The sequence below is a fragment of the Streptomyces sp. NPDC051105 genome, from assembly GCF_040682795.1.
Classification (GTDB): domain Bacteria; phylum Actinomycetota; class Actinomycetes; order Streptomycetales; family Streptomycetaceae; genus Streptomyces.
Genome location: NZ_JBFBBR010000009.1, coordinates 376,430 through 399,312, shown reverse-complemented (window position 1 = coordinate 399,312; position 22,883 = coordinate 376,430). Strand labels below are relative to the sequence as shown.

The 22,883-nt window shown below is 68.5% G+C and carries 23 protein-coding genes and 1 pseudogene; 15 read left to right on the top strand and 9 right to left on the bottom strand.

What is annotated here, in order from left to right; genetic code table 11:
- Nucleotides 1–6: 6 nt before the first annotated feature.
- A complete protein-coding gene (locus AB0N16_RS24340) occupies nt 7–219 on the bottom strand; it encodes a DUF397 domain-containing protein (protein ID WP_365799938.1) in 213 nt (70 codons plus the stop codon).
- A complete protein-coding gene (locus AB0N16_RS24335; RefSeq protein WP_365799936.1) occupies nt 216–1,082 on the bottom strand; it encodes a helix-turn-helix transcriptional regulator in 867 nt (288 codons plus the stop codon). Before AB0N16_RS24335 ends, AB0N16_RS24340 begins: the two co-directional genes overlap by 4 nt.
- A 334-nt stretch (nt 1,083–1,416) precedes the next feature.
- On the opposite strand from AB0N16_RS24335, the gene AB0N16_RS24330 reads away from it, so the two are divergent.
- From AB0N16_RS24330 to AB0N16_RS24315, 4 genes are all read left to right on the top strand, one after another.
- Nucleotides 1,417–1,773 carry a hypothetical protein gene (locus AB0N16_RS24330; RefSeq protein ID WP_365799934.1) on the top strand — a complete coding sequence of 119 codons (357 nt, stop codon included), beginning with the start codon at nt 1,417–1,419 and terminating at the stop codon, nt 1,771–1,773.
- Entirely contained in the window at nt 1,770–2,021 is a 252-nt protein-coding gene (locus AB0N16_RS24325) for a hypothetical protein (protein WP_365799932.1), read from the top strand. The genes AB0N16_RS24330 and AB0N16_RS24325 overlap by 4 nt, the downstream gene beginning before the upstream one ends.
- Nucleotides 2,022–2,483: 462 nt before the next feature.
- Nucleotides 2,484–3,020 carry an ATP-binding protein gene (locus AB0N16_RS24320; RefSeq protein ID WP_365799930.1) on the top strand — a complete coding sequence of 179 codons (537 nt, stop codon included), beginning with the start codon at nt 2,484–2,486 and terminating at the stop codon, nt 3,018–3,020.
- Between the two features lie 67 nt (nt 3,021–3,087).
- Complete coding sequence (locus AB0N16_RS24315; protein WP_365800037.1) at nt 3,088–4,674, top strand: protein kinase; 1,587 nt, start codon at nt 3,088–3,090, stop codon at nt 4,672–4,674.
- 154 nt (nt 4,675–4,828) lie between these two features.
- Here the strand turns inward: AB0N16_RS24315 and AB0N16_RS24310 are convergent, their stop codons facing one another.
- The 3 genes from AB0N16_RS24310 to AB0N16_RS24300 form a co-directional block, all read right to left on the bottom strand.
- Entirely contained in the window at nt 4,829–6,502 is a 1,674-nt protein-coding gene (locus tag AB0N16_RS24310; RefSeq protein WP_365799928.1) for a DUF262 domain-containing protein, read from the bottom strand.
- Nucleotides 6,503–7,138: 636 nt separating this feature from the next.
- Entirely contained in the window at nt 7,139–7,567 is a 429-nt protein-coding gene (locus AB0N16_RS24305; protein ID WP_328362906.1) for a type II toxin-antitoxin system VapC family toxin, read from the bottom strand.
- Complete coding sequence (locus AB0N16_RS24300) at nt 7,564–7,836, bottom strand: hypothetical protein (RefSeq protein WP_365799926.1); 273 nt, start codon at nt 7,834–7,836, stop codon at nt 7,564–7,566. Before AB0N16_RS24300 ends, AB0N16_RS24305 begins: the two co-directional genes overlap by 4 nt.
- A 542-nt stretch (nt 7,837–8,378) precedes the next feature.
- On the opposite strand from AB0N16_RS24300, the gene AB0N16_RS24295 reads away from it, so the two are divergent.
- From AB0N16_RS24295 to AB0N16_RS24285, 3 genes and pseudogenes are all read left to right on the top strand, one after another.
- The gene (locus tag AB0N16_RS24295) at nt 8,379–8,645 is read left to right on the top strand and encodes a hypothetical protein (RefSeq protein ID WP_365799924.1); all 267 of its coding nucleotides are present in this window, start codon (nt 8,379–8,381) and stop codon (nt 8,643–8,645) included.
- Between the two features lie 104 nt (nt 8,646–8,749).
- Entirely contained in the window at nt 8,750–9,085 is a 336-nt protein-coding gene (locus AB0N16_RS24290) for a deoxyxylulose-5-phosphate synthase (protein ID WP_365799922.1), read from the top strand.
- 152 nt (nt 9,086–9,237) lie between these two features.
- Nucleotides 9,238–9,565: pseudogene (locus AB0N16_RS24285) on the top strand (N-acetylmuramoyl-L-alanine amidase); the annotation flags it as partial.
- Nucleotides 9,566–9,998: 433 nt separating this feature from the next.
- On the opposite strand, the gene AB0N16_RS24280 reads toward AB0N16_RS24285, so the two are convergent.
- A complete protein-coding gene (locus tag AB0N16_RS24280; RefSeq protein ID WP_365799920.1) occupies nt 9,999–11,303 on the bottom strand; it encodes a UDP-glucose/GDP-mannose dehydrogenase family protein in 1,305 nt (434 codons plus the stop codon).
- 471 nt (nt 11,304–11,774) lie between these two features.
- Between AB0N16_RS24280 and AB0N16_RS24275 the strand changes: the two genes are divergently transcribed.
- On the top strand, nt 11,775–13,025 hold the full coding sequence (locus AB0N16_RS24275; protein ID WP_365799918.1) for a glycosyltransferase family 2 protein: 1,251 nt from the start codon (nt 11,775–11,777) through the stop codon (nt 13,023–13,025).
- The gene (locus tag AB0N16_RS24270) at nt 13,018–14,211 is read left to right on the top strand and encodes a glycosyl hydrolase (protein WP_365799916.1); all 1,194 of its coding nucleotides are present in this window, start codon (nt 13,018–13,020) and stop codon (nt 14,209–14,211) included. Before AB0N16_RS24275 ends, AB0N16_RS24270 begins: the two co-directional genes overlap by 8 nt.
- A gap of 143 nt (nt 14,212–14,354) precedes the next feature.
- Here the strand turns inward: AB0N16_RS24270 and AB0N16_RS24265 are convergent, their stop codons facing one another.
- Nucleotides 14,355–14,693 carry a glycosyl hydrolase gene (locus AB0N16_RS24265; RefSeq protein WP_365799914.1) on the bottom strand — a complete coding sequence of 113 codons (339 nt, stop codon included), beginning with the start codon at nt 14,691–14,693 and terminating at the stop codon, nt 14,355–14,357.
- 621 nt (nt 14,694–15,314) lie between these two features.
- Here AB0N16_RS24265 and AB0N16_RS24260 point away from each other — a divergent pair.
- Nucleotides 15,315–15,887 carry a hypothetical protein gene (locus tag AB0N16_RS24260; protein ID WP_365799912.1) on the top strand — a complete coding sequence of 191 codons (573 nt, stop codon included), beginning with the start codon at nt 15,315–15,317 and terminating at the stop codon, nt 15,885–15,887.
- 609 nt (nt 15,888–16,496) lie between these two features.
- Here the strand turns inward: AB0N16_RS24260 and AB0N16_RS24255 are convergent.
- Complete coding sequence (locus tag AB0N16_RS24255; protein ID WP_365799910.1) at nt 16,497–17,255, bottom strand: hypothetical protein; 759 nt, start codon at nt 17,253–17,255, stop codon at nt 16,497–16,499.
- Nucleotides 17,256–17,741: 486 nt separating this feature from the next.
- Between AB0N16_RS24255 and AB0N16_RS24250 the strand changes: the two genes are divergently transcribed.
- From AB0N16_RS24250 to AB0N16_RS24230, 5 genes are all read left to right on the top strand, one after another.
- On the top strand, nt 17,742–18,098 hold the full coding sequence (locus AB0N16_RS24250) for an alcohol dehydrogenase catalytic domain-containing protein (protein WP_365799908.1): 357 nt from the start codon (nt 17,742–17,744) through the stop codon (nt 18,096–18,098).
- Nucleotides 18,029–18,790 carry a zinc-dependent alcohol dehydrogenase family protein gene (locus AB0N16_RS24245; RefSeq protein WP_365799906.1) on the top strand — a complete coding sequence of 254 codons (762 nt, stop codon included), beginning with the start codon at nt 18,029–18,031 and terminating at the stop codon, nt 18,788–18,790. Before AB0N16_RS24250 ends, AB0N16_RS24245 begins: the two co-directional genes overlap by 70 nt.
- A 121-nt stretch (nt 18,791–18,911) precedes the next feature.
- The gene (locus tag AB0N16_RS24240) at nt 18,912–19,160 is read left to right on the top strand and encodes a hypothetical protein (RefSeq protein ID WP_365800035.1); all 249 of its coding nucleotides are present in this window, start codon (nt 18,912–18,914) and stop codon (nt 19,158–19,160) included.
- 11 nt (nt 19,161–19,171) lie between these two features.
- On the top strand, nt 19,172–20,362 hold the full coding sequence (locus tag AB0N16_RS24235; RefSeq protein ID WP_365799904.1) for an SPFH domain-containing protein: 1,191 nt from the start codon (nt 19,172–19,174) through the stop codon (nt 20,360–20,362).
- 322 nt (nt 20,363–20,684) lie between these two features.
- The gene (locus AB0N16_RS24230) at nt 20,685–21,620 is read left to right on the top strand and encodes a slipin family protein (protein ID WP_365799902.1); all 936 of its coding nucleotides are present in this window, start codon (nt 20,685–20,687) and stop codon (nt 21,618–21,620) included.
- Here AB0N16_RS24230 and AB0N16_RS24225 read toward each other — a convergent pair.
- Nucleotides 21,565–22,758 carry an MFS transporter gene (locus AB0N16_RS24225; RefSeq protein ID WP_365799900.1) on the bottom strand — a complete coding sequence of 398 codons (1,194 nt, stop codon included), beginning with the start codon at nt 22,756–22,758 and terminating at the stop codon, nt 21,565–21,567. The genes AB0N16_RS24230 and AB0N16_RS24225 overlap by 56 nt on opposite strands.
- Nucleotides 22,759–22,883 lie beyond the last annotated feature (125 nt).

Sequence of the window (22,883 nt, the reverse complement as noted above, 5' to 3'; positions counted from 1 at the left end):
TACGGCTCAGACGGCCTGGTCGGCGGCCAGCCCGACGAACCCGGCCCACGTCTGGGCGGTGACCGTCAGAACCGGTCCGGATCGGGCCTTCGAGTCCCGGATGTGTACGGTTCCGGCGGCAGCGGCGACCTCGACACACTCCCCGCCCTCGCCACTGCTATGGCTGCTCTTGAACCAGGCTGACTCCGGCACAGTCGGCTCGGGTATCTGGTTGCTCATTTCTCCCCCAGCAGCTTCTCGACAAAGGCCAGCGATTCATGAGGAGTCAGCGCCTGAGCCCGGAGGATCCCGTACTGCTCCTCGATCTCCCTGACAGCCGACCTGTCGCTGTGTAGATGGCTGTCCCGCTGGACTTCAACGTAGGCCATCCTCCGCCCGTCGCGGTTCTCGATCAAGGTGAAGGGTCCGGCCAGACCGCAGTGCTCCGTGCGTTCGTTGGGCATGATCTGGACCTCCACGTTGCGACGCTGCGCAAGCAGCATGATCTGCTCAAGCTGTCCTTGCAGTACCGCCCAACCGCCGATGGGGCGTCGAAGTACCGACTCCTCGATCACGAAACTCAAGGTCGGCATCGGCCTGCGGGAGAAGATCTCCTGTCGGGCAAGGCGGGCTGCGACTCGTTGCTCGACAGTGTCTTCGTCAAGTAGCGGGCGCCGCATGGTGAACACGGCGCGCGCGTACTCGTCGGTTTGCAGCAGGCCGGGAACCGCCTGGGCCGCATACACATGGAGAGCCACCGCCTCCGCCTCCAACCGCGCCATGTCCCGGAAGAACGCCGGATACTGCGCCCGCCCCACCTCCTCTTTCAGCGCCTTGAGAACGTCCCCGGCGTCCAGCACCTCGTCCGCGCGGTCGATGAACCTGGGCGGGGGAATCCGCCGCCCCTGCTCGAAGGACGCGATCGACTGGGCCGCGTAGCCCGTGAGCTTCCCGAACTCCGACCGGTCCAGGCCCGCCCGCACCCGCAGCAGCTTCAACTGCCGCCCGAACGCCGTCACCACGCCCGACCCCGGCTCGTCCTCCGGCCTCGGCCCGGCGTCCTCCCGCTCGCCCCCGCCCGCGCCCTGCTCCACCGCCTCCATCAACGTCCACCGCCTCCCCGGCCCAACGCGCCCGTCCCGAGCCAGTCACGCCTCGCGCCTCGTACACCTACCGCCCCGTCGCGTACAACCGTCACGCGACGGCGCGTCACCACTGGTCACGCTACGCCACCACCGGGGGCGTAGCGGCGTGAACAGTGAGATCGCTCCCCCCGACCGCGTCCCACCGCCACAGCAGCCCCACAGGCCACTTCGCGATGCGGTCCAGATCCTTTCCGCGCGGCGGATGATCCGCATTGAGGAGGGCCTGGACGACGACGTCTGATGCGTACGCCTCGGCTGGATATGCTGGCCGGGGCACCCTTGGGAGGACATCGTGAGCACACAGCCGGACCACGGCACGGAGCTGGTACCGCGCCCGGAACGTACCCCCGACGCCGTCCGCGTGGCGCTCGCCCGGATCGCCCCTCACCGCCTGGACGAGATGGAGAAGCACAAGGAAGAAGCGCTCGCCGCCGCCATTCGGACCAGCAAGATCGGGCACCTTCAGCACTGGCTGACCCACTGGGCCGCTCAGGTGGAGATCGAGCGTCGGCCCGATCTCTCCGCGCGCCGTAGCCGTGCTCTCGCCGCGATCCACGGCACGACCACCAAGGACGACCCCGCGTTCCGATCCGCCATGGACGAGCTGCGTGCCGTCGAGGATGCGGCGACGCAGGCGGTGTCCGAGTGACGTGGAGGTGGGAGTACGACCCCAGCGAGGAGTACGTCATCGGCGGAGCGCCGCCCACGTTCGTCGCCGAGGTCGAGAAAAAGGCTGACGAGCTGGTTCGGGCGGCTGCGGCCTTCTACCTCGACGGAACACAGTACGAAGGGCTGGGCCCGAAGGGAGATACCGCACACGTCGACAGCGGATTCTTCGTCTACCTCATCGTTCCCCGGCATGAATGCGTATACGTTCGCCAAGTGACCTGGATCTGACCCGACGGTCGGCCCCGGCTCTTCGGAGCGGATGCCTTCTTCTGGGTCGGTTGACCAGGCAAGACCTGGGTGCACAGCCGCCGGTTCGTGGCCGCGGGCGAGCACTCCGAGTCAGTCGCCGAATCCGGCCGACAGAGACTCGATGCGGGTGCGGACAGTAGGGGCGCAACAACCCTCACCACAGCCGAAATCACGCCACCTTTCGAGGCCCGGCGCCGGACTCGGCCCGCGCAAAGCCCGCTCTGGTCCGCGGAGGATTCAACAGCCGCCCGAGCACCGTGACCGGGCTCGATCCGGGGTCGTCCTCCACTCTGGACCCGGCGTCTTCCTGGTCGCCCACGCTCCGGTCCGAGCGATCCAGCGCAGCCTGCCTCGTACGGACCTCACTCCCTCACGTACAACCGGAACGCGGCGGTGCGTCACCACTGGTCACGTTACGCAACCGCCGGGAGCGTTGAGGGTATGAACAGTGAGATCGCTCCCCTCTTCCGCGCCGGCGAACCCGCCTCCCCCGCACAACACTTCGCCATGCGGTTCAGTTCGACCCCGCGCGGCGCGCGGCTCGCCCGGCGGCTTGCCGGGCAGCGGCTCGACGCGTGGGGCATCCCCTACGACTGCGACACGCACCACACGCTGACGCTGATCGTCGCGGAGCTCGCCGCCAACGCCGTCCGGCACGGCCGGGTCTCCGGCCGCGACTTCCACCTCGCGGTGGCCTGCGACGCAACGGCCGTACGGATCGAGGTCACCGACACCCGCACCGAAGGCGTACCCGTCGTAGCGGCGCTCACGGACCTCCGTGACACCGGCCGCGGCCTGCTCCTGGTGGAGCACCTCGCCCACCGCTGGGACTGGCACCCGTGCCGGGGCGGCCCCGGCAAGACCGTCTGGGCGGAGTACGTCCTGCCGGAGCCAGGCCGACCGGCCGCCACACCCTCCTGCCCGTCGTCCACCGTTTCGACCGTGCCCCTGTCGCATCGTGAGAGCCCTGGACGGTAGATCGACGCGGCGGTCAAACTGGACCCCTGACCGTGGCTTGGCTGTTCTTCACCACACCGGGGGCAAGGTGCCGCAGGAGGCGATCTCCGACCGTTACGAACTCCTGGAGGAGCTCAGCCACGGCGGCATGGGCGACGTGTGGCGCGGCTACGACGCCGTGCTCGACCGGCCCGTCGCCGTGAAGCTCATCCGGCAGGCGTCGGTCACCTCACCGCAGCTGGCCGAGGAGTTCGCCAAGCGTTTCCGCCGCGAGGCCCGCATCACCGCGCGCATCCAGCACCCCGGCGTGCCGCAGGTGTACGACGCGGTGCTCGACGCCTCGTACGAGCGACTGTTCCTGGTGATGGAGCTCGTCGACGGCATACCGCTGTCCGCCTACCTCGACCCCGGCCGGCCGCTGCCGGTCAGCTGGGCGGCCGCCGTCGCCGCGCAGATCGCGACCGTGCTGTCCTACGCGCATGACGTGCCGGTCATCCACCGGGACCTCAAGCCGGGCAACATCCTCGTCGCTCGCGACGGCACCGTGAAGGTCCTCGACTTCGGCATCGCGGCGATCCTGCGCACCGACGTCACCAAGCTGACCGCCACCGGCAGCCCCATTGGCACCCATCAGTACATGTCGCCCGAGCAGGTCCGCGGCGGACGCATCACCCCGCAGACCGACCTGTACGCGCTGGGCTGCGTGCTGCACGAACTTCTCAGCGGGCGCCTCGCGTTCCAGGCCGAGAACGAGTACCTGCTGATGTACCAGCACGTCAACGCCGCCCCCACCCCGCTGAGACAGCTGCGGCCCGACGTCCCCCAGGCGCTGGAGGAGCTGGTCCTGCACCTGCTGCGCAAGGCGCCCGAGGCGCGGCCCGCCGACACGCAGGAGGTGTACGCGCGGCTGCTGCCGTTCCTCCCGCCGCCGGGCCAGGAGCCTGGCACGGCGGATGTCGGGCCCGCCGGCGCCCCCGACCCGACGGGCGTGTTCCGCCACCCCTTCGCGCCCCGCGCCCGAGCCCAGGCCCCCGCCCCCGGCGATTCGGCGCCGACAGCGGTCCTCCCAGGGGCCCAGCCGGTACCCGTCCCCGGCCAGCTGCGCGAAGACATCAAGGCGGCGTACGCCCACTCCGACGCCCTGCTGGAGGAGGAGCGGTTCGCGCAGGCCGCCGAGGTGCTCGGCGAAGTCATCGAACCCGCCGCCCTCGCCCTCGGCTCCGAAAGCAAGCAGGTCCTGGCGCTGCGCCGGCAGCGAGCGGCGATCCGTCTCCTCGGCGGCGACTACCGGGCCGCCCTGCCCGAGTTCGACGCCCTCGCCGACGCCTACGCCCGCATCGCCGGACCCACCGGAGAGCAGGCCCGCGCCTGCCGCGCCCAGGCGGCCCGGTGCCGCGCCGAACTCGGCCAGGTCACCGACGCGCTCGCCGCGCTCCAGGGCGTGCTGAACGTCGTACGGGCCGTCGACAGCGACGTGAGCGAAGAGGCCGTGGAGCTGCGGCACAACATCGGGATGCTGCTGCTCGCCCAGGGCCGGGCCGCCGAAGCCCGGCAGGTCCTCGAACCGCTCCACCAGGACATGTGCATGGTGTTCGGCCCCGACGACGAGATGACCGTCGAGATCGCCGAGGCACTCGCCGTGATCCGCCTCGGCCTCGACGGATCGGCTTCCTGACCCGTGTCCTCCACAAGCAGCATCATCCGAAACCATGCTGCTCGCGCCGAGTTCGGATCAGCGCCACACCAGTGACCACACCTTTGATCCGAGCTTCCCGGGCATACGGCAGCCCGCAGGCGCATGATCCCTGCGGGCTTCTGCCCCTGACTCCTTACAGATCCCACTCGTCGGCCAGCAGCCCCACGAGCCGTCGCTGCCGCTTCTGCAGCAGTTCCGGCGACCACTCCTGATGCTGCAACACCTGGCTGGTCAGGGCGAAAGTGGAGACGCCATGTCTGCCGGTGAAGTACTTGGCCTTCTTCTCTGTGAAGTCGTAGTTCTGGGCGTACGCGTTCTTCGTCCGGTTGAGCAGGACGAGGTTGCCCAGTCGGTGCGTCCACTCCCCGCGCTGCGCGTCGGTGAAGTGCCGCAGCCACTGCGACTGCTGCTTCGGATTCTGCGGTAGCACGTGCTCTACGGTGATCAGGGTGTGGTCATACGACACCCCGGGCTTTCCGGCCAGCATCTCGTCCAGACGCAGCAGGACGTACTTGCGGGTCTTGGTGACGAGGTAGATGTCACCGTCCAGACGCGCAAGAGTTTCGGCCTTCTCCGCGTCGGTCAGGGCGAAGGACGCCGCGTCCAGGCCATCGCCGGCGTTGAGTTCGCGCAGGAGGTCCGCGTATCGCGTGACACGGGGAGTCGTGTAGACGCGCCGTATGAACATACTGGCCGCCAGCCGTTCCAGTGCGCCGAAGAATCTGTCGAGCCAGGCCGGGTCGTCACCGTGGTTACGCAGCGCCCACAGAGCTGCGGGCCGCCAGTCGTTGTTGTCGATCTGCTGGAGGCGTTTGAACCAGGCATTGACCTGCTCCGCTCCAAAGGCCGCCGCGTAGCCGGCGTCGCGAATCTGCACGTAGGCGTCCGCGTACGGCACGACGACGTCATTGACGAACGACTCGGCCTTGCCGGGCAGGTAGTGGTTGAGCACCTGCTCAGGAAACTCTTTGAGCAGTTCCCGCTCTGCCCGCTTCATGGCGAACACCATGCGCAGGTGAAGGAAGAGGTCGGCGAAGTCGTCCCGGCCCAGGGCTTCCTCCGCGTCTTCCCACTTGCGGGCGCACTCCTCCGAGGCCTTCTCGTCCAGAGCACCGATGATGTGCGACTTGAAGATGTCCGTGGGAGAGAGGTCCATGCCCCGCGAGTTCATGACGCTGAAGATGCGGTGCGCGCTGTCCAGATCGGGGGTACTGACGACGACCAGGAAGGTGCGCTCGCCAAGCATCTGCACGAGGTCCAGCCGCCGTTCCTCCGACCAGCCGTCAAGTATCGCGTGGAGAGCCTTCGCATTGCGCACGACGGCCTTCTGCGCGTCCGTCGGCAGCGTCTCTTCCTTCAGGATCCGCAGTGCCTCGGTGGCTCCCTTCGTCTGGACGTACTTCTGGAAGAAGCCGGCGTCGCGGAATCGCAGGGTGAGCCTCGGCTTGGGATCGAGTCGGCGGACCTTGTTGCCGGGCTCCGTGACCAGTCTGTCGAGATCGCTGCGGAGGTCGGGGTCCTCCGTCAGGTCGCGAAGGAGGGCGAGCAGGATGGTCAGGGTGGTGAGGCGCTGCTGGCCGTCGATGACCTCGGCGGGCGCATTGCCCTTGGCCTTGACGAGCACGATGGAGCCGAGGAAGTACGGCTCGTCCGTCCCCCTTTCCAGCGACTCCTCCAAGTCGGTGAGCAGCTGGACGGCCTGCTCGACGTCCCAGGCGTACGGTCGCTGGTAGTCCGGAATCCTGAAGTCGTAGTCGCTGCTGAATACCTTGTGCAGGGACACTTCCTGCGCCTCGAGTTGCTGCATTGTCCAATGATGTCCCGGCTGTTGCTGCCATGTCCCAGGGATCTCGCGAGCTGAACGATGCGCGTGGGCCTGGTCTGGGCAGAGTGATGTCGCGGCGGCCACGGCTGCGTAGCGTCGCTGTCACACGAGTGCGGCTACGTCGGCCGGTCCGAGATCGGCCCGAGCTCCTTGGGCTGGCAGATCAGCTACGGCCGCTCGGCAGCCCAGGCAGCGTGGCCGCGCAGATGACCGAGGGGCCCGGACAACCCCGTTCGGTGCGGGGCCCTTGGCGCCCCGAAGGGGTCTGCGGTGCTCAGCGTTTCAGCGACCGCGGCTGGTCTCAGCGGACTCCCCCGCCCCAACCCCAGAGCCCCCGAGGGGCCCCTCATGGGAACGTCATGGGAACGGAAGGCCGTGTAAGGACAGGGAACGATCAGGTAAGAGCGGAAGACCGCGCCCCGCTGACCAGCAGGAACGAGGAGCCCAAGGAAAGGCCATCACAGACAGGGCAGGCTATAGGGTCTCTCCTAAAGCGGGTGTCGCAGGTTCGAATCCTGCCGGGGGCACAGAGAAACGCATGGTCAGAGGCCCTTCCGCCCGTCGGACGGGAGGGCCTCTGCGGTTGCAGCACACGTACGGCACCGACGCCGCGGCCACCTACAGTTGCTGCTCCCACGGATTGACCACCAGAGCCCCGGTTCTGGCCATGTGCTTGATGTTGCGTGTGGCCACCGTCCAGCCGTTGGCCAGGGCAGTGGCGGCGATCAGGGCGTCCGGTGGGTCGATGCTGGTGCCGGCGGCTTTGAGCGTCTTGTGGATGGTGAGGTAGGCGGCCGCTTCCGGTTCGCCGATAGGTGCGATGCGGTCACGGAATTCGTGCCGTACCGCAGCGAGGGCTTGTGCGTAGCGGGCTTGCCTTACGGGATCCGGGGCGGCGGCAACGCCAGCCTCGATCTCGGCCACGGTGATCACGCTCAAGAAGCGGTTGGGGCGGGCCGTGGATCGGAACCAGGCCAGGACGCGTGGGTCGGGCTTCGCCCGGGTGGTGAGCTCGGCAACGACATTTGTGTCGAACAGGTAGATCACTCGGCGTCCGTCTGCGCATCGTAGGAGCGGGCGCCGAACTCCAGACCCTCGAAGGGCCGAGAGAGCAGGAATTCCTCGAAGCCATCGTTGCTCAGCGTCACCCAGCGGTGCAGCATCTCGGGCAGAGCCTCGATCTCCGTGTCGGCGAGCTCTGCGTCGAAGTGCCGACGCTGGTCCTCAGGCAGGGACTCCCGGATGTCACGGATGGTCCGCAGCGGATGCGACGACGGGCGCGGCGGGTGAGGCACACCGCTCGGAACTGTGGTCATCGGCATCCCCTCCGCATGCATCGGGCTGCGTACTGCTGCTGGTCCCAGGCTACGGGTTTCCGCCTGCCCGCTCACAACTTTGGGACGAGAGCGGGGCATCCGTCAGCCTGGCCGCCGAGCGACAGCGGCAGTTCTTACAGCGTCCGCCTGGTCGTCCTCGTCAACAGGTACCGCCCCCAACCAAGTGGCCGGCCGGAACGGATTCGGCACACGTGAGGCCGGGAATGGCTGGGAACACGCGAGAACCGTGGAGGAGTGATTTCGCAGGTCAGGTGCACTGGAGGCTACATTTACGCAGGTCACAGCCACGCCCAAGGAAAACTCCTAAAGCGGGTGTCGCAGGTTCGAATCCTGCCGGGGGCACAGCAAAACGCCTGTTCAGAGGCCCTTCTGTCCAACGGGCGGGAGGGCCTTCGTACTCGCAGCACACATATGGCATACATGCCGCTGCGGGCAGAGGTGGGGAGCTGTGCGAGATGCCCGCGAAGGACGAGTTGGCCCGGCGCCGGTTCGAGAAGCTGGTCGACCGCTAGGAGGACCTGATGCGGGCTTCGCTGAAGCCTCGCTACCGGGGCTACCACGGGCAGCTGATCCTGAGCAGTGGCGATCTTGAGGAGATGGGCGAACTGAACGACGTCCGTCGTGCTGCACGCGAGGCGGGCCGTCGTCTCGGCTGGCAACCGAAGACCCACGTCGTCGACGCAAGACTCTCCGTGTACGACGACCGCGAGGTCCCCAGAGAGATCAGCGAGCTGGCCGCGAAGGATGCTGCTGACGCCGTCGACGCAGCACTCCGAAAGGGCGAGTAGAAGCAAGTATGGTCGGCCGTCGTCACCCCACCTTTGCGGAAGGGCCTGCGCAGCATGCCGGAAATCTGTCGAGCCCGACCTTGTGGTGGCTCTACCCTTCCCGCATGGCCCATGCCAAGACGTCGTACGTTTGCCTGCCCTGCCGGGCCTCGTACAAGCAGCCCTACCCCGGCTATCACCACCACGACCGGGTCTGTCCACGCTGCGCCGAACCCCTGATCCACGTCGGCTCCGCCTTCGCGGCACCCAAGAGACGGGACACCGCCGCCTGGCGCACCCTCTCCGTGCTGCTGCACGCCGGTGTGCGCTTCCACAAGAGTTGCTGCGGCGGCCCCGGCTACCGCCCACGCGCCCTTAGCGAGGTACGCGAGCGGATGGCCTACGCCCGGGCCACCGGTGAACCGTTCGCTCGGGCGTTGGTCCGCCGCGACCTGCCCTAGCAGCCCGACAGCAGGGGCGTTCCGCCGCGCCGCCGAAGCTACCCCCGCTGTCATAGACAGCACAGATAAGGCACACATCACGCCGCAGGATCCTCCAGGACAGCCACGGCCTCGGCAGCCTTGCGGGCTTTCTTCTCCGCTTTCTCCGGCTTGGCCTTGGCGACGACGACATCCTCAAGGCCGTCATCGCCGAGAAGACGTTGCCGCCGGACAACGAGGCCAACACCGACGGCAACCCCCCTGTCTACGGCTTCGAGTGCGTCAACACCGGCGGCGGACAAGCGTGGCCGCAGGCCCAACTCGACGCCATGCAGCAGGTCAGCGCCGCCCTGTGCCAGGCCCACGGCTGGAGTTCGCGGTCGCTGATCGGACACTAGGAGTGGCAGCCCGGCAAGCCCGACCCGGCCGGCATCTCGATGGACGACTTCCGCGCAGCGGTCGCCAAGCACCTCTTTGTGTTCTGGGGGAAGTCCTCGTGGCGCTTGCCCTCGCCACAGGCCATGGAAGCGCCGACGTCGGACTCCTCGTTCCGGGCCGTTTGCGTGAGCTGACGTGCAGTCGGGCCACGGTGCGATGCGGGCCTGACGCGGGCCCTCGGGGTGTACCGGTGCCGTGGTGCATATGGGGAATCAGGGGTCCTGGTCGGGTGATCGCGTGAGGGGCGGCGCCTGGTCGCGGGGCTGCCGCGGTCGTTCGTGTCCGCGTGCGTGGGGTCCGGACCGAACTCCGGATGCGACGACGACGGGCAGGGCGGCCAGGATGCCGGGCACCGTCCGGAGCACCGTGCGGGTGGTGCGATTCCTGCGGCCGCTCGGCCGGGGCGGACGCTCATCCCCCCGCGCTCCGGGGCGCGGGGGGATGAGCGCCCCGGGGCTGTTCCGGTCGACGCGTTCGTGGGGCGCGTCGGCTGATTTCAGGGGCGGCCGAGGGCCCGGTACGTCCATCCCGCCGCGCGCCACCGTCCGGCGTCCAGGGCGTTGCGGCCGTCGATGACGTATGGCCGCGCCACCGTGTCCCTCAGTACGGCGGGGTCCAGATCGCGGAACTCCTGCCACTCGGTGAGGTGGAGGACGACGTCGGCCTCGGACAGGGCGTCCTCGGCGGAGGCCGCGTAGGCCAGGGTCGGGAACGCCTTGCGGGCGTTGTCCATGGCCTTCGGGTCGTAGACGCTGACGTTGCCGCCCTGGAGCTGGATCTGTGCGGCCACGTTGAGGGCCGGGGAGTCCCGGATGTCGTCGGAGTCGGGCTTGAAGGCAGCGCCCAGGACGGCGATCCGGCGGCCGAGGAAGCCGCCCACGGTCGCTTCGCGGGCCAGGTCCACGACCCTGCTGCGGCGGCGCATGTTGATGTCGTCGACCTCGCGGAGGAAGGTCAGGGCCTGGCCCACCCCCAGTTCTCCCGCCCGGGCCATGAAGGCGCGGATGTCCTTGGGCAGGCAGCCTCCGCCGAATCCGACGCCGGCGCGCAGGAAGCGGCCGCCGATGCGGGTGTCGTGGGACAGGGCCTCGGCAAGGAGGGTGACGTCGGCACCGGCGGCCTCGCAGACCTCGGCCATGGCGTTGATGAAGGAGATCTTGGTGGCCAGGAAGGCGTTGGCCGAGGTCTTCACCAGTTCCGCCGTCGGGAAGTCGGTGACGACGACAGGGGTGCCGTTCGAGATGACGGGGGCGTAGACCGCGCGCAGGCGGGCCTCCGCCGTCGTCGAGCGCACGCCGAAGACCAGTCGGTCGGGCCGCAGGGTGTCCTCGACGGCGAAGCCCTCGCGGAGGAACTCGGGGTTCCAGGCGAGTTCGGCGTCCTCGGGCAGCATCGCCGCCAGTCGCTCGGCGGTGCCGACCGGGACGGTGGACTTGCCGACCACGAGCGCGTTCCGGCCGGCCAACAGCGGGGCCAGGTGTTCGATGACGGCGTCGACGTAGCGCAGGTCCGCCGCGTTGCCGCCGGGCGACTGCGGGGTACCGACACAGGAGAAGTGGACTTCGCCGAATTCGGCGACTTCCTCGTACGCGGTGGTGAAGCGCAGCCGCCCGGTGGCCACGTGTTTGGCCAAAAGCTCTTCCAGACCGGGTTCATAGAACGGGACCCGACCGGATCGCAGTGCGGCAACCTTGTCCGGGTCGACGTCAAGCCCGAGAACCTCGTGGCCTATTTCCGCCATACAGGCAGCATGGGTGGCACCAAGATATCCGGTACCGATGACTGTCACACGGGCAGACACTGAATCGCCTTCCGCACATGGTGCTCAATGACCCTTTGGAGGTCTGTGGAGAGCGGAACCATAACCCCGGGGAAGAGGGTGAATCGACCTCACCGGCCCATGCCGCGCAAACGTCACACGAGCGTGATCTTTCGCGGTTTGAACGTGTAACCCTCACACATCTTTCACATCTCCGTTCAATAACGAACGATCTCGATGTGGTGTTTTGAGGTTTTTTTCACGATTTAGCACACTGTAACTCCTGCTAGTTTCCGGCCAGTTGGCGAGATCAGTGTCGAGGTCGCCGACGCCAGGGGCTGGAGGGCGACCGGGGCTGCACAGGCCCGGCGGAGCAGTCGGCACGGCCTGCCGGCAGAGGACCTCCCGTGTCTGAATCTCCGATTCCACGGCTCAGGGAACGTCATGCTTGCGTATTTGCTGGAATTGAGAGAATGGCGGAACAACGGGGCTGTCTACCCGTTCGCTGTTTTCATGACCATGGTCTGGTCGCTCTGGATCATCCGCATTCTGCTGGCCCGCCGCTACAAACCGTGGAAGCGACCCTGGCAGACGACGACCTCCGTCATCATTCCCGTCGTCGACGAGCCGGAAGGCCTTTTCCGTTCCGTGCTCCAGCGAATAACCGAGCAGCAGCCGACCGAGGTCATCGTCGTCATCAACGGCCGGCGCAACCCGGTCCTGGAGGACATCTGCACCGACATGGGTGTCGACTGGCGCTGGACCGAGACCCCCGGCAAGCGCAACGCGCTGCGCGTCGGCCTGGCGGAGGCGACCGGCGAGATCGCCGTACTCGTCGACTCGGACACCATCTGGACCACGGACACCCTGGCCGAACTGGTGAAACCCTTCCGCGATCCCGAGGTCGGCGGTGTCACCACCCGGCAGCGGATCCTTGACCCTGGACGCTCGGTACTCACCCGCTGGGCCGACTGGCTGGAGAGCGTCCGCTGCCACTACTCGATGCCCGCGATGAGCGTGGTCGGCACGGTGGGCTGCCTGCCCGGCCGGACCATCGCCTTCCGCCGGAGCATCCTGGAGGACTGCATGGAGGACTTCCTCAGCGAGAAGTTCCTCGGCGTCTTCCTGGAGGTCAGCGACGACCGGACGCTGACCAACTACACGCTCAAGGCCGGGTACAGGAGTGTCTACCAGTCCACCTCGCTGGTCTACACCGACGCCCCGCTGGAGCTGCGGAAGCTCGCCAAGCAGCAGTACCGCTGGGCGCGCGGCTCGCAGTACAACACCCTGCGGATGTTCTGGTGGATGCTGCGCCACGCGAAGATGCTCTGGCTGTTCTACATCGCCGACATCCTGGTGCCCTTCGTCCTGCTCGGCACCTTCGCGTCCTGGGCCGTCGCCGCCTGGCAGCGCGACAAGCCCGGCATCTACAACCAGCTGCCGCTGCCGCACACTCCGTGGCACGCGCTGGTGTTCGTCCTCGGCCTGGCCGCCCTCATGTCCCTGATCTCCATGGCCATCCGCTTCGGCCGCCATTTCGCCTACCGGCCCAAGGACATGGTCTTCCTGCCGGTGTTCATGATCATCAACACGCTGCTCCTGCTCCCGGTTCGGCTCCTCGGCTTCTTCCGCATGGCGCACAACGCGAGTTGGGGAACCCGTGCCGACAGCTTCGCCGGCGAACGCACCCGCAGCCCCCTCGTCGGGGTCCCCTACCTGCTGGGCGCCGCCCTGCTCTTCGGATCGGTGATGATGAGTGTCTGAGACAGCCGAGTCCTCCGGCCGGTCCCATGCCAAGCGCCTGCACTGGTGGAACCGCGGTAGCGGTGTCCGGCTGCGGCTGTGGATGGCCGTCAACGTCGTCGTACTGACGCTCCTCAGCTACGGCGTCTACCTCCTCGCCAACTCCAGCTCCGAGCCGGTCTACCAGGGCCTCGGTGTCCCCGCGGCCGAGCCGGGCATCAAGGACCGGCTCACGTCCGGAACGTCCACCGCCCGCTCCACCGTCCCGCAGAAAGCTTCCTTCACCGCTCCCGAGGGCAAGTACTTCGGACTCAGCAGCACCCAGATCCCCTGGTCGACCAAGAAGACGAACACCCTGGCGAAGGCGGCCGGACAGCGGCCGACCATGTCCGAGTACTTCGTCAACTGGAACGAAGGCTTCGACCCCACCGCCGTCGACGCCTCCTACCGGCAGGGCATGCTCCCGGTGATCTCCTGGCAGCCCTGGGCGGGCCGGAAATACGGCACCGACCAGCCGAAGTACGCCCTCTCGAAGATCGCCGACGGCACGTACGACGCGTACGTCACGCGCTTCGCGAAAGCCGTCGCCGCCCACCGGTGGCCCGTGGTCGTTCGCTTCGCGCATGAGATGAACGGCGCCTGGTACCCCTGGTCGGAGCAGCGCAGCGGCAACCACAAGGGCGACTACGTCAAGGCGTGGCGGCACGTCCACGACCTCTTCGAGCAGGCCGGCGCCGACAACGTCATCTGGCTGTGGAGCCCGAACATCCTGCGCCCGGTGCCCAAGGTGAGCCTGGCCGAGCTGTATCCCGGCGACGACTACACCGACTGGATCGGCACGGTCGGCTACGCCGTGCACGAGAAGACCGCGGTCGCCGTCTTCAACCCCACCCTGAAGAAGCTGCGCAAGCTCACCGACCACCCGATCGTCATCACCGAGGCCGGCGCGCAGCCCGGCGCGTCGAAGGCGGCGTGGATCACTGACTTCTTCAAGTGGCTCGGGAAGAGCAAGCAGGACGACGTCATCGGCTTCATCTGGTTCGAACGCGACCGGCAACAGGGCGGCGGCGCGGACTGGCGCTTCACCGAGAACGGGGCGACGCTCAAGGCATTCCGGCACGGGCTCGCGCACATCGACCTGACCGGGTCGGCGGACCTGTCCACGTCGGGGACCCCGACGGCCTCCGCCACCCCTACGAACGGCTGATCCTCGCCAGCCGTACGGTGTCCAGCCGCCGGCGAAGGCCCGGGTGGTCCCGGGGTCTGGGTGAAGCGCCAGTCCTGGTGGCCGCCTTCGGCACGGCTGCGCTCGAACCACACGAAGCCGATCACCTCCCGGTGCGCGGCGAATCAGCGGAAGAAGGCGGCTATCCAGGCGGCCTTCTTCCGGCCCGGCCGGGCCCCGGTCTCCGCGATCACCACCGGGCGACCGGTCAGCCCGCGCAGCCGGGCGAGTGTCGCGTCGAACACCGCGCCCGCCGTGGACTCGTCGTCCTGATAGCCCGTCATCCCCACCAGGTCGACGTACGCGTCCCCGGGGTACAGCCCCCGCAGCGACACGGCGGGCGCGTCCCGCACCACGTTCGGACTCCACAGCCAGACGACGTTGTCGGCACCGGCCTGCTCGAAGAGGTCGTGGACGTGCCGCCACGCCTTCACGTAGTCGCCCCGGTGGTTGCCGTTGCGCACCGGTTGGCGCCCCAGAAGCCCGGTATTTCCTGGTCCCTTACCTGGAAAGAGGCCACGTGCGGCTGCGGCGCGGGCGCCGACGCGGGCTTTGTCGCCATCGCGAACGGCACGGCGCTCAGCGTGACTCCGACGATCGCCGCCATCATGCGCAGCGGCGAAGTGACCAGGCCCGGCAGGCGCGCGCTCGGTGACACGGGCGGTGTGGTGTCGCGCGGCGGAACCGGCAGTGCCCGGACAGCGGTGCCCGCGCCGGGACCACCGGAGGGCTCCTGCCGCTGTGTGGTGAAGACATGCCGGCGAGCGTTTACGCCGAAGTACCGACCCCGCCCGGCACGCACAGATAATCCACAGAAAATGCCCCATTCGGAAGATGTCAGCTAGTCCGATTTATTGATCTACAAGCGTGTTTCCCACTATCAGACCGGTGCTCCGATGCGCCCAGGCCAAGCTCCGCAGGTGGCCTCGGGGATCACCCGGGACTTAGTAGCAAGGAGCACCCCCATGAGTCCTGAACGCAGAACGACCTCGCAACTCGGGCCAGCCGGTCACGGCGGCTCCCACAGGGTCCGCAGGCTGGCCGCGATCGCGACGGCGGTTACGGTCGCGGTAGGAACTCCCGCGGTGGCGGCGGCCGCCGGGGTCGCGTCCCAGACTGGCGTGTCATACACCGTCGATCCCCACTGCGACCACCACAAGCCCGGCCGACGCGGGGGCGACGACGACTGCGACACCACCCACCCGAAACCCACCGTCACCGTAACGAAGACCGCAACCGCGACCACCACGGCGACCGCGACGGTGACGGCGACCGCAACCGCATGTGGCACCGGTGTCGACTCGACGAAGCCGAACGGCATGGAGCAATTCCTCGCCGCACTCGTTGACGGGGTGCCGTTCGCCGGGAGGCGCCCCAACACCAACACCAACCCGGACAACCCGAACATCGTCTCGGGCCCGGCCAACACGGCCGGCTGGACCGACCTCAGCACGATCGCCGGATTTCCCACGAATTCCCCGGTCTGCGGCGTCTCGGTCGACGCTCAGGGCAGTGACGCGTTCTACAAGATCATCACTCAGGGCGGCTCGGTCTACACGCTGCATTGCGCGGCCAACGGCACCACGCTCGTATGTCCCGCTCCGGCACAGGGGACGACGCCTCAGTCTCAGTGGACTGCGGTGACACCCCAGCCCTGATCAGCGGAAGTCGCAACGGGAGACTGCAAGTTCCCCGGAACGAGCGGCCCCCGGCCGGCCGAGCAGCAGGGCAGGGGCCGTCAAGCACGCATCCAGGGGCGCCTGGCCCTATCGGGCCGAATGCGGCCGACGAAGGCTCGGGGTCAAGAGCGGGATGCGGCAGCCGTAGCCGTCACCTGGCCAGCCCTCGGCCACCGTCAGGGCCTTCCGACCGACATGCCACCGTGCCCTGCCACCGGTGACCCCGCCACAGCCGGCAGGGTCCTCGCCCAGCACGCCGCGACGTCGACGCACTCACGATCGCGATCGGCCGATCCCCGCGCGGACCGGCGGCACGGTTCACGATGGCGGCGGCCACGTCGACGACCTGGGCGGCGTCCTCGGTGGCGCCGACCGCCACGATGACCGGTCGGTACCCGGGCTCGGCTCGAACGGGCAGCGAGCTTGGGCAGGCAGCCCATGGGGCAGGCGACGGTGAGCGTCGGGAAGCCGATGTCCTTCCGCCCGCGATCGCCGCGTTTCCGCTGGTCGGGCACAGGTGGCTCCGAACCCGGCCGTTCGACTGGTCGGCCTTGAGCGGCGGCGCGCTGACACCACGAGGAGCTGGGCCTACGTTCCCACCCGAAGCACCGTGGAATCCAGCTGCCGTAGTTTCTTCAACTCGATCTGCTGGGGTGTACCTCCGGCTATCTCAACAGAGAAGACGGCCTCAAACGGATTACCCTGAGCGACGATTTCGTGCGTGAGGATCTCCAGGCCGGCGAGGAGGCGGGCTGCTGCACTCGTACCAAATCCAAAACTTCCGGCAAGGATGACGACGTTTCGCTCCCGATCGAAAGGATTAGTCGCTCGAATGAGTATGCCTTGATCGACGACGAGTTGATCATCGGAGTTCATGACGCATCGCATGACATCACCTGTCACGGAGTCATAGATATGTGCGTCATGCGCCTCTACGGAACCAAAGGTGAAGGTCACGGGCAATCGCTGCATGACCTCGGCAGTTATTCGGTTGGAGTGCGGTCCCCCGACGAGCACGAGATTGCCTTGCCGCTCAAGCCCGGTGAGCTGGTGACTCGGCGTAATCGGAAGCTGGTCGACTCCCGCTCGCTTCAATTGTTGCCGAAGTTCATTCAGAGCCAGCACATCCCCCACGCCGACAAGCCCTGATCGCTCCCAAATGTAATGCTCTTCCTTGATGAAGATCGACGTCACGACCCTTAGGTCGCTGGTGGCGAACGGCTTCCAGAAGCCTCGGATGTTGCGGAATCGCCACAAGTCGCGAAGCTTGTCGAATGACCAACCGGCCGCAAAGGCGATGGCAGCGGAAGAGAGGTTGATCATGAGGTCTCGGAGGCTGCTGCTCATCCAGAGGGACTCCGATCGAGGCCAGGTCGTGGGCGGGTCGCTCCGTGGTTCCTCCCCCTGTTGATCGCCGATTTCACCGGGCAGGATGCTGAAGGGTGGCGTATTTTTCCTCCGCCACATCCAGCAAGGTTCTCGCGGGAGGCGTGCGTCGGGCCGGGGCACCCGGATGCCGTCCAGGACCGCCTCGAAGTGGGGTGCGTCGCGCCGCTGCTCGACCGCCGGATGCGGCGTGGTGGTCAGGCCGCCCGTCCGAACGGGGCCCCGGACGGAGCCGTCGGAGGCTGGATTGCAGGGCCTGCCCGTGGCGCTTAGCGTGATCTCGGGTGCGGTGCGCGCGGCGGACTTCGCAGGGCATGTGTCCGGGGTCCGGTAAAGGCCCGGAGGGGACCCGGGCGCCGATGACACTCCGCGCACGGGCCTGCTCCGTCCGGAACGCCCGCCGGGCCCGGCGGGCGCCGAGAGACGAGGTCACTCATGCCACGATCCATGCGCGCGCTCGTAGCGGGAACGGCCGGCGAGCCGGCCGATGTCCTGCGGCTGGAATCCCGGCCTGTTCCCACCCCGGGGACCGGTCAGGCGCTGATCCGTGTGAAGGCGACTCCGATTCACGCCAGTGATCTGCATGTGCTGCGTGGCCGCTACGGCTTCTCCCCCGGGTTTCCCACTGTCGGCGGCCACATGGAATGCGTGGGCCGCATCGAGGCCCTGGGCCCGGACACCGAGGGGCTGGAGATCGGCGAGCGCGTGGTGGCCGTGGCCGTCCCGGCCCGCGGGTGGCCGGTACCTGGCAGGAATACCTGGTCGCCGATGCCCACAGGCTCCTGCCGGTCCCCGACCGTCTGAGCGACTCCAGCGCCTGTCAACTCGCCGTCAACCCGTTGACCGCGCTGCTCCTGGTGACGCGCGAACTCGACGTACAGCCGGGTGAGTGGTTGGTGCAGACGGCCGCGGGCTCCACCGTCGGCCGGCTCGTCATTCAGCTGGCCGGGCATCTGGGGATGCGCACGATCAACGTCGTACGGAGGCGCGCCGCCGTCGAGGAGATCAGAGCGCTCGGTGGTGACGAGGTCGTCTGCACCGAGGACGAGGACCTGGTGCGGCGGGTGGCCGAGATCGCAGGACCGGGCGGCGTGCGCAAGGCCGCCGACTGCGTCGCGGGCGACGTGGGTGCCCAGGTGTCCCAGGCACTGGCTCCGGGAGGAGAGGTCGTGGTCTACGGCGCGCTCTCCACCCATCGGCAGACCGACCCGGCGGCGCTGACGATCCCGTTGCGGGCACGCTCGGTCATCTACGAGACCAAAAGAGTCCGCGGCTTCTGGCTCAACCGCTGGTTCGGCAGCACTTCACCCGCGGATGCGCTGCGCGCGCTCTCCGAGGTACGCGGTCTGGTCGCCGACGAGGTGCTGAGCATCCCCCGGGGCCGGCCTTTCCCGCTCGACCGTTTCACCGAAGCCATCGCGTTCGCCGAGGCACCCGCGCACGGCGCCAAACCGCTCATCGTCTTCGAGGACGACCGGGACGCGGACGGCGGGTAGACGCGGCCCGGCCGGGGCGTGGGCGTTCCTGTGGGGAGCCCGAAATTACCTGCCCGTTGGGTCCGGGGCCGAGTGGGTCTATCGTCGGAATCATGGGCCAGGACGAGGAAGGCGGCCGATGATGCCGCAGGACGATGCCGTGATCGGCTGCATGGGGCAGGTACTCATCGGAACCCGTGGTTCCGACGGCCCCGGCGAAGTCCTGGTACGGGTCCGGGGCGGCTCCGAGACCTTCCTCGCCTGGTCGGAGGATCCCCTGCCGGTGGGCGCCGCGGTGCTCGTGATCGAATCGCGTGGATGCCGCGAGGTCTGCGTCATCGAGTGGGTGGATCCATTGGACGCGCTCGGCGACAGAGCCGAGGCCGGCTGAGGAGTACAAGCATGTTCGGATACCGCGTCCCCGCTCCCGACGAGGCGATGTTGATCTCGGGGGGCAGGCGGGGACTGGGGGGCGCGCCGTTCCGAGTGGTGACGGGGCACGGCAAGTTCGTGCTGCCGGTCTTCCGGAAGGTCCGGTTCCTCACCCTGTCCATGTGTGAGTCCGAGGTCACCGAGACCTGCGTGACCAGACAGGGCATCTCGTTGCACGTCCGCGCGGTCATCGCCTTCAAGGTCGGCAACGACCCCGAGAGCATCATCAACGCCGGTCAGCGTTTCCTCTCCGACCAGCAGCAGATGTCCGTGCTCACCGGTCGGATCTTCGCCGGCCACCTGCGGGCCATCATCGGCTCGATGACGGTCGAGGAGATCGTCACCGAGCGGCAGAAGCTCGCCGCGGAGGTCCTGGACACCTCCAAGACGGAGATGGCGAAGATCGGCCTGATCGTCGACTCGTTGCAGATCCAGTCCATCGACGACGGCGACACCGGCTACATCGACGCCATGTCCGCGCCGCACAAGGCGGCCATCCAGCGGCAGGCGCAGATCGCCCAGGCGCAGGCCACCCAGGCCTCGGTCGAGGCGGAGCAGGTGGCGGCCCGTAACCAGGCCGAGTACGCCCGGCAGACCGCGATCGTCAAGGCCGAGTACTCGGCCGAGGTGGACCGCGCCCAGGCGCAGGCCGCGCAGGCCGGACCGCTGGCGCAGGCACACGCCCAGCAGGAGGTGCTCGCCGCCCAGACGGAGCTGGCCCAGCGCCAGGCCAAGCTGCGCCAGCAGCAGCTGGTGTCCGAGGTCGTGAAGCCCGCGGAGGCCGAGGCCGAGCGGGTCAGGATCCTCGCGGCCGCCGAGGCGCAGCGGATGAAGATCCAGGCGGAGGCCGCGGCGTCGTACGACCGCGTCGCGCTCGACCGGATGCTGATCGACCAGCTTCCGCAGATCGTCAAGGAGGCCGCCGGCGGTCTCGCCGGCGCCAACGTGAACGTCCTCAACGGCGCGGACGGCCTCGGCGAGATCGCCGCCGGCCTGGTGTCCCAGGGCCTGACGATCCTCGATTCGGTCCGGCAGAACCTGAGCGGACAGGAGTCCGACGGCCACCGCCCGGAGGAGAGCGGGAAGGGCGGCAGCAGCCTGCTCCAGCTGCCCTCCAGCAAGGCCAGGAAGTCGGACGACGGTCCGGTGGACGTCGACTAGGTACGCCCGGAAAAGACGCGAGCGGTTCACGCAGGGCAGGCGCCCGGCCAGGGTTTCCCGGCCGGGCGTTCGGGGTTTCCCGGCCGCCCGGCCAGGGTTTCCCGGCCGGGCGTTCAGGGTTTCCCGGCCGGGCGTTCTTGCGTGGGCCCGCCGCTGGGATAGCCGCACCGCGCCGTGGACCTCGTGCCGAGGCGCCCCCGGCTCCCGTTCGTTTTCTTTACGCACTCCTGACGCCCGCCCCTGCATCCCGTGGGGTCCGGCCGGTGTCCTCATCCTTGCCGGATCGTTGTCCGGATCTCGTCGGAGAATGGAGTGAGTGCCGATGGACGGCGCCGTCGTAGGGGTCGTACTGGTCGTCGTTTTGGTCCTGCTGGTGCTGCGCAGCGGGATGCGGGTGGTCAACCAGGTCGAGCGCGGGGTCGTGTTCCGGTGGGGCAAGGCGCTGCCGGCCTACCGGCACCCGGGGATCACCTTCCTCATTCCCTTCGCCGACCGGATGCGCAAGGTGAACGTGCAGGTGGTCACCATGCCGGTGCCCACGCAGGAGGGCATCACCAAGGACAACGTGTCCGTGAAGGTCGACGCCGTCGTCTACTTCCGGGTCACCGACCCGATCCGCGCCGCGATCGAGGTGCAGGACTACGTCTTCGCCGTCGGGCAGGTCGCCCAGTCGTCGCTGCGGTCCATCATCGGCAAGAGCGACCTCGACGACCTGCTCACCGACCGGGAGCGGCTGCACGAGGGGCTCGCCCTGATGATCGACAGCCCGGCCGCCGAGTGGGGCATCCACATCGACCGCGTCGAGATCAAGGACGTCCAGCTGCCGGAGTCGCTGAAGCGGTCCATGTCCCGGCAGGCGGAGGCCGAGCGGGAGCGGCGGGCCCGGGTCATCACCGCGGACGGTGAGTTCCAGGCCGCGCAGCAGCTCGCCAACGCCTCCCGGATCATGTCCGACTCGCCCGAGGCGATGCAGCTGCGGCTGCTGCAGACCGTCGTCGAGGTGGCCGCCGAGAAGAACTCCACCCTGGTGATGCCCTTCCCGGTCGAGCTGCTGCGCTACTTCGAGCGCGCCACCAAGCGGCTCGACCAGGAGGTGGAGAAGAACGAGCGGGAGCTGGAGGCGCCGGAGGGGCAGGCCGCGCTGAAGGCCGGGATCGAGCAGATCGCCGCCGTCGCCGACCGGTTCGGGCCGGCCGGGGAGGTCACCGCCCCACGGGGACCGTCGCCGGAACCTTCCGCTCCTGCCGACCGGCAGTAGCCAGCGTCAGCGTCACGGCGAGTGACGCGAGCGCCATCAGCGTCATCGCACTGGCGGGCGAGGTGAGTTGGGCCACCGAGCCCGCCAGTGCCGCACCCACGCCCTGCAGGGTCAGCATCCCCGCCGAGTGCAACCCCAGGGCGTGGCCGCTGAGTTCCTCGGGGGTCAGGCTCATCAGCCGCTCCTGCTGGACCAGACTCGCGCCGAAGCCGACGGAGGCGACGGTGGCGCAGACCGTGGCGAGTGCCAGGGGCGGGTGGAGGAAAAAGAGCAGGTAAGGCGTGGCCAGGAGCAGGAGCAGGGGGGTGGCCATGCGGGTCCGGACGGCGGGCGGGAGCAGTCGGCCGACGGTCACGTCACCGGCCAGCATGCCGAGGGCGGCGCAGGCGAAGAGGGTGCCGGCCGCGTCCGGGGCGTACGACACGTACAGCGACTCGCAGCCGACGACCAGGCCGTTGGGCAGCCACAGGCCGAGATAGGTGAGGCGGCGCGGGCGGGACGACCACAGCAGGGCGTTGGTACGGCGGGTCTCCGCGACCGAGGGTCGGCCGGCGGCACGGGGCGGGCGGTCGGTCAGGCCGAGGCGGACCACGACGGCGGACGCCAGGTAGAGGGCCGCGGCGAGCAGCAGGCAGGCGCGTGGGGAGACGGCGGCGAGCAGGGCCCCGCCGGCGGCGTACCCGGTGACCTGCACCAGTCCGCTCATCATGTTGAACAGCGAACGCCCGGGCAGATAACCGTCCTTGGCGAGGATCTCGTTCAGCAGCCCCCAGCGGACCCCGCCGCCGAGCGAGGCGACCAGGCCGAGCAGCAGGACGGCGGCGAGCAGCACGCCGGGCGGGAGGCCGGGCAGCGCCATGCCCGCGGTGCCGACGGCGAAGGTGGCCGAGATCACGGCGAGGGTGGTGCGTGGGGGCAGCCGGTCGGCGCCGGAAAGCAGGAAGGTCGCGCCCAGCACCTGGGCCAGCGAGGGGCCGAACATGCTCAGCGCGGACAGGAGGGGGGAGCCGGTGGTGCGGTAGACGAGCGTGCCGAGGGCGAGCCCGCCGACGGTACCGCCGGCGTTCTGGGCGGCAGAGCCGAGGAAGAGGGGGGTGAACTCGGGCGTGCGGAAGAGAGACCGGTAGGTGGTGGGCATGGTCGGGAGTCTCGGGGGTGCTTGTAGCGGGCGTTATTGTTTCGCGGGGACGCGAAAGGTTCTAACGGCCGGTGGGTCCGTCGCGAGTGTGAGGGGCTCTAACGGACGGTGGACCTCTCGCGAGC

What these genes read in the sequence shown, in the direction of transcription:
- AB0N16_RS24340 (WP_365799938.1), bottom strand. Translation starts at nt 219, where the DNA reads ATGAGCAACCAGATACCCGAGCCGACTGTGCCGGAGTCAGCCTGGTTC.
- AB0N16_RS24335 (WP_365799936.1), bottom strand. Translation starts at nt 1,082, where the DNA reads ATGGAGGCGGTGGAGCAGGGCGCGGGCGGGGGCGAGCGGGAGGACGCC.
- AB0N16_RS24320 (WP_365799930.1), top strand. Translation starts at nt 2,484, where the DNA reads ATGAACAGTGAGATCGCTCCCCTCTTCCGCGCCGGCGAACCCGCCTCC.
- AB0N16_RS24310 (WP_365799928.1), bottom strand. Translation starts at nt 6,502, where the DNA reads ATGCAGCAACTCGAGGCGCAGGAAGTGTCCCTGCACAAGGTATTCAGC.
- AB0N16_RS24300 (WP_365799926.1), bottom strand. Translation starts at nt 7,836, where the DNA reads ATGACCACAGTTCCGAGCGGTGTGCCTCACCCGCCGCGCCCGTCGTCG.
- AB0N16_RS24295 (WP_365799924.1), top strand. Translation starts at nt 8,379, where the DNA reads ATGCGGGCTTCGCTGAAGCCTCGCTACCGGGGCTACCACGGGCAGCTG.
- AB0N16_RS24290 (WP_365799922.1), top strand. Translation starts at nt 8,750, where the DNA reads ATGGCCCATGCCAAGACGTCGTACGTTTGCCTGCCCTGCCGGGCCTCG.
- AB0N16_RS24275 (WP_365799918.1), top strand. Translation starts at nt 11,775, where the DNA reads ATGACCATGGTCTGGTCGCTCTGGATCATCCGCATTCTGCTGGCCCGC.
- AB0N16_RS24255 (WP_365799910.1), bottom strand. Translation starts at nt 17,255, where the DNA reads ATGAGCAGCAGCCTCCGAGACCTCATGATCAACCTCTCTTCCGCTGCC.
- AB0N16_RS24250 (WP_365799908.1), top strand. Translation starts at nt 17,742, where the DNA reads ATGCGCGCGCTCGTAGCGGGAACGGCCGGCGAGCCGGCCGATGTCCTG.
- AB0N16_RS24240 (WP_365800035.1), top strand. Translation starts at nt 18,912, where the DNA reads ATGCCGCAGGACGATGCCGTGATCGGCTGCATGGGGCAGGTACTCATC.
- AB0N16_RS24235 (WP_365799904.1), top strand. Translation starts at nt 19,172, where the DNA reads ATGTTCGGATACCGCGTCCCCGCTCCCGACGAGGCGATGTTGATCTCG.
- AB0N16_RS24230 (WP_365799902.1), top strand. Translation starts at nt 20,685, where the DNA reads ATGGACGGCGCCGTCGTAGGGGTCGTACTGGTCGTCGTTTTGGTCCTG.
- AB0N16_RS24225 (WP_365799900.1), bottom strand. Translation starts at nt 22,758, where the DNA reads ATGCCCACCACCTACCGGTCTCTCTTCCGCACGCCCGAGTTCACCCCC.